The sequence below is a fragment of the Lacticaseibacillus hulanensis genome (assembly GCF_004010095.1).
Taxonomy (GTDB): Bacteria; Bacillota; Bacilli; order Lactobacillales; family Lactobacillaceae; genus Lacticaseibacillus; species Lacticaseibacillus hulanensis.
Genome location: NZ_RRYD01000008.1, coordinates 1 through 4,756, shown reverse-complemented (window position 1 = coordinate 4,756; position 4,756 = coordinate 1). Strand labels below are relative to the sequence as shown.

The following is a 4,756-nucleotide window of genomic DNA, read 5'->3' as shown; positions in this document are numbered from 1 at the left end:
CACGCAAGGTCCTAGGCTGGAAGACGCCATCAGAAGTTTACCTGGGTAAAAAGTTGCACTTGAGTTGACAATTCGTCGTCCAAAAAAAGCTAAGCAGCACCCCACACACGATTGTCTTGATAGATTTAACGCCATATACTGCCGATGCGTAATATATTAATCCCCAAACAGTTCCTAAAATAACGCTCTCAAGAATAGAGTAATCATAATATAGTTCTCCAGTAGCGACACCCAAAACAAAAGTAATAATTGTTAATGAAACTGAATTTCTTAACGCAAAATCATTAAACAATGTATAGATCTCCTCCAAAGACAAAATCTCCTAATGATCAGGTGAAATCATTAGGAGATATTTCCATTCTAAAAAAGTTGTTTACTCTCATTCTGCGGTTTACATACCAACACATAAAACAAAATAAGTATGGCAGAAAAACACAGACTGTAAACATAACGATAACTAGGTGCAGGTGCAGCTACTATTAAACTAAGAAAATTAAGCGCAGGCACTAGAAATACACCAACAGTTTCCCAGAATCTCAGTTTAATGAATGCAACACACATAGCCAAAACTGTGACGAGTAGCCCGATAGCACCACTAGCAAGATACTTTTGTACCTTGTACTGCATTATCCAGAACAGATGTTGTAATAGACGTTTACCAGCGGGGAACAGTGAATCATATCTAACAACCTTGTTACCCCGTAATACTCGTGATTTGTATGTGTTAAAACTGATGACTTTTTGATTTCCAGCAATTTGAGTACGTTTATAGGTTTCATACATCACATGCAGTTTTTGTGTAGCTGCAGCGGGATTATTCTGATAGTCGTTGTAAATGAAATCATATTTTGGTTCCAGACCATAACCCATCAAGCTAACCAGCTCATTTTTTGGTGTTGTAAACTTAAACAAGAACGCAGTTTGCTTAAGATAAGTTTTTAGGAAACCATATTTATTGTGTATAAACAATTTAAACCAGTTTGTAAGAAACTTTTTGGGATTATCGTTAATAATGTTACCCTTAAAATATCCTGAAAACTTAATCGGATCAACTGTATATTCGTTGTATCTACTTTTCCATTGACTAGCTGGTAATATAGAATCAAAATATTTGCGTTGTTCAGCAGGAATATTACCTCCCGAATGATACGTTGCAGCAATCTGTTGCATAGGAACCGCCAAAGCTTCCGTTGTGGGACTCTTAGCAGCATGATAAACATGCGTGGTAACAAAATTAAAGCTGAATACAAGAGCAAGCGCAATAAAGCTCGATGTTATTATTTTTTTTGAATGCTGGGTAATGATCAAAAAGGCTATTGCAATTAATACAACGTAGTAACCATTTTTTCTTAAAAGAGCAGTTCCCATCATAACCAATGCAAACGTTATTACGCCGCGCCAGTTCTTAATAAACTCACCTTTTGAGCGAACAATCTCTGCCGTGAAATAGAACATAAGTAGCAGCACTACGCTGTAAAGTACATCCTTCCAGACAGTACTCATGTGAATACCATTCATTGGGTAAATTGCATATCCAATTGCTATACAGTTTACAATCCAAAAAGGTAGCCCACTATTAACCAATTTGGTCAGAACATATGTTACTGCTATTGCGCTGAAAACTATCTGAAAAATCAAAAAAGGAGCTGGAGATAAGCTGATTTTTGAAAAAAGTCCCAGTAAGAATGTATGGAAAAGTGGATGCCATTCAGAAATGGTTACATACCCATTAACTTCCCCCCACTGTGTGTACGAATCATAAGTGAGAACACCTGGCCACAAACATACCAGATAAAATCCCCATACAATAATCAGTAAAGCAAAACAACTTGGTACAAACCACTTTAACTGTTTCTTGGTTGCAACATTATTGAATTTTAGCGTAGACAGAAAATTAATGACTGAAGAGAAAACCAGCGTATAAATTATCCATGCGCTGAACGCACCAACGAAAAATCCTAATGTGTTGTGGAAGTTAAAAGCAAATGTGCTATACACCCAAAACAAACCAATGAAAGCGCTAAAGAACAGGCTAACACCGTTTTTATTTATCGGTCTATAAATAAAGCCAAAAATCATTGCTGATATCACAGAAAAAATCACTGTTATTGACCACGACCATTGGTAATAAGAAAAACCCGATGTTATCCCAAGAACAAAGATTAACGCCGTTATGCTAATCCTGGTCCACTTTTCACGTGGAATATTCAAAACAAAACACAGCCCTTCGTTAATTGTTCTTTTTATTTTTGTTAATTTCTGAAAATACTCGGTATAGATTTAATTCGTAATTCTTCTTGTCAGTCTTCGTAGCTGCATTGAGAATAATTCCCGTGATTAGGAGTAACAGCGCAATTATAATCAGTCCGGTTGCTAAAACAGCAGATGGCAATTTTGTGATAAAATGCGTTTTTGCAAATTCAACTATTACGGGAAGACCAATTCCTACCCCAAGCACTGCAAAAATCAAACTTAGGACTCCATAAAAAAGTATTGGTCTGGATTCCTGAACCATCCTTAAAATGGTCATCAAAACTTTAAATCCATCAGAAAATGTATTTAGCTTTGAAAAACTGCCTTCTGGCCGATCACGGTAATCAATTGGTAATTCAACTAACTTAAATCGTTTGTCCAATGCATGGATAGTAAACTCAGTTTCAATCTGAAATCCATTACTCATGACTGGAAAACTTTTTACAAAAGCTGCATTAAAACCGCGATATCCGGTCATTACATCGTTAACATGTCCGTTGTACAGAAAGTTAATTGAGTTGCGAACCAAATCGTTCCCAAAGCCGTGAAATGCCCGTTTATTCTCCTGAGCGTACGTGCCATTTGAAAGACGATCACCAATAGTCATGTCCGCTTCACCATCTATTAAGGGCTGAACTAAACTATGAACCGCTTCAGCTGGGTAAGTATCATCACCATCAACCATGATGTAGTAATCTGCATCAATGTCAAAAAACATTTGACGTACTACAAAGCCCTTACCCTGACGAGGTTCTTTACGAACAATCGCACCCGCTTTTTTGGCAAGTGCTGAAGTATCATCTGAGGAATTGTTGTCATAAACGTAGATGTAGGCATCAGGTAGTTCTCGTTTGAAATCCGTAACTACCTTTTCAATAGTTAAGCCTTCGTTGTAACAAGGAATCAGAACAGCAAGTTTCATTGTTTTACTCCTATTTTCATTAATAAAATCAATCGTCAATCTTCACTTTAGAAAACCATTGTTGAACTTTGATGATTGGCTGGTTAATTATTTTCAATACTAATTGTCGAATCGGAAAAAGCACTGAGTAGAGTATCGATCCAACAATGTATATCACTGCGGCAACAAACAACCCATACCCAATAATCACACCTCCCGAAGTAAACCTCTTTGCATTAACAACGGTCGGCCACAAAAAATTGGTGCTAAATACTGGTGAGCTTTGTAGCAGGTAAACCCCAAATGCTGCACGAGTTAGATATTGTACAAATGGTTTAGGACTCAATGTCATCTGCATAACCAAAAGCATTATGACAACTGCCATCAGTAACATCAGCGGACTTGCATCTCGTGTGTAAAAAACCGTTTCGTTCCACCCAAGAAATGTGATGATTTGCTTTAATCTCCCACCCGTCGATAAAGCCCATTGAAGAAAAATATTTGCAGCAATTGACACTGCGGATAACAGACCTAGTAAAAGCCAAAGCTTGATTTTAGAAATCTTTTTCAAATCATCCGCATTTAATCGTAAATACGCGCCCACTAAATACAAGAACATAAACCAGATTGGGAAGCTAAACGTCATTCCTTTTTCGTAAAAAAGTAACGGAACCAACGAGAACAATACAAACATGACTGTCAACATTCGTAATCTAGCCGCATTTGAAATCCGTAGAAATACGTTATTGAGAATTGGAATGCTGAAGTACAGCAAGGTATACGCCGTTACAAACCAATATCTTGCAAACAAAATAGGTAGTGCATCAAGCACAAAATCATGCAACGAAAAAGTTACACCGCCTAAATGAAAACCGACCATCACAAAGTATACCGTTAAAGATATTAAAGTGGTTTCAATCCAAATCGTCACAAGGCTCTTTACCTTGGCGGTTGATCTGATTACAAAATAACCTGTAATCATGACAAAAATGTCAACGCCTAGCTTTCCACCCATCAAGAGAGTCTGCGCTGCCGTTTTTGTTAGGGAAAATCCAGAAGTGAATTGCCAGCCACTCCAAAGCGCATAGTGATGCAATATTATGAAATATATGCTAATAACTTTAAGCATGTCTATTGCAGAATTTCGTTTAGTCTTGGCCATCTAATTCCTCCGAATTATGCCGGGCATCATTTTATCTAGCTAACCAGCTTTAAAAACCTGAAACATTTGAAGTATAACAGGAATTGACATAGCCCTTCCAGTCGTTGTCTCTATCATAAAGCGAATAATACACGGCTCCAGTGAAATGATTATACTTTACAAGAACATGGAACCGTTTGTGGTGGTATGCTGACATACTTCCCATAGACTTGTGTGAAAAGTTCGCCCAAACGGTACCTGATTTACTTGTGATTTCCACATATTTGTTAGCTGCAAGTGGAACGCCCTGCTCACCCCTAGCCGTCTTGGTATAACCTGAGTTAATATAACCCTTCCACTTACCATTATTATCATAAAGAGAATAGTAAACAGCACCACTTAAATGATTATATTTAACCTTAACTTGAAAGGTTTTTTGGTAATATACCGACATGTTCGCC

The 4,756-nt window shown here is 37.4% G+C and carries 3 protein-coding genes and 1 pseudogene; all 4 read right to left on the bottom strand.

What is annotated here, in order from left to right:
• Nucleotides 1-360 precede the first annotated feature (360 nt).
• Nucleotides 361-2,211, bottom strand: coding sequence for a DUF6020 family protein (locus EKN00_RS02985; RefSeq protein ID WP_164848001.1), 1,851 nt, complete (start codon nucleotides 2,209-2,211; stop codon nucleotides 361-363).
• Between the two features lie 19 nt (nucleotides 2,212-2,230).
• The gene (locus EKN00_RS02980) at nucleotides 2,231-3,175 is read right to left on the bottom strand and encodes a glycosyltransferase family 2 protein (protein WP_127848668.1); all 945 of its coding nucleotides are present in this window, start codon (nucleotides 3,173-3,175) and stop codon (nucleotides 2,231-2,233) included.
• A gap of 28 nt (nucleotides 3,176-3,203) precedes the next feature.
• Nucleotides 3,204-4,316, bottom strand: coding sequence for an acyltransferase family protein (locus EKN00_RS02975; protein ID WP_127848667.1), 1,113 nt, complete (start codon nucleotides 4,314-4,316; stop codon nucleotides 3,204-3,206).
• A gap of 49 nt (nucleotides 4,317-4,365) precedes the next feature.
• Nucleotides 4,366-4,756 (bottom strand): annotated as a pseudogene (locus EKN00_RS10940) (GH25 family lysozyme); the annotation flags it as partial.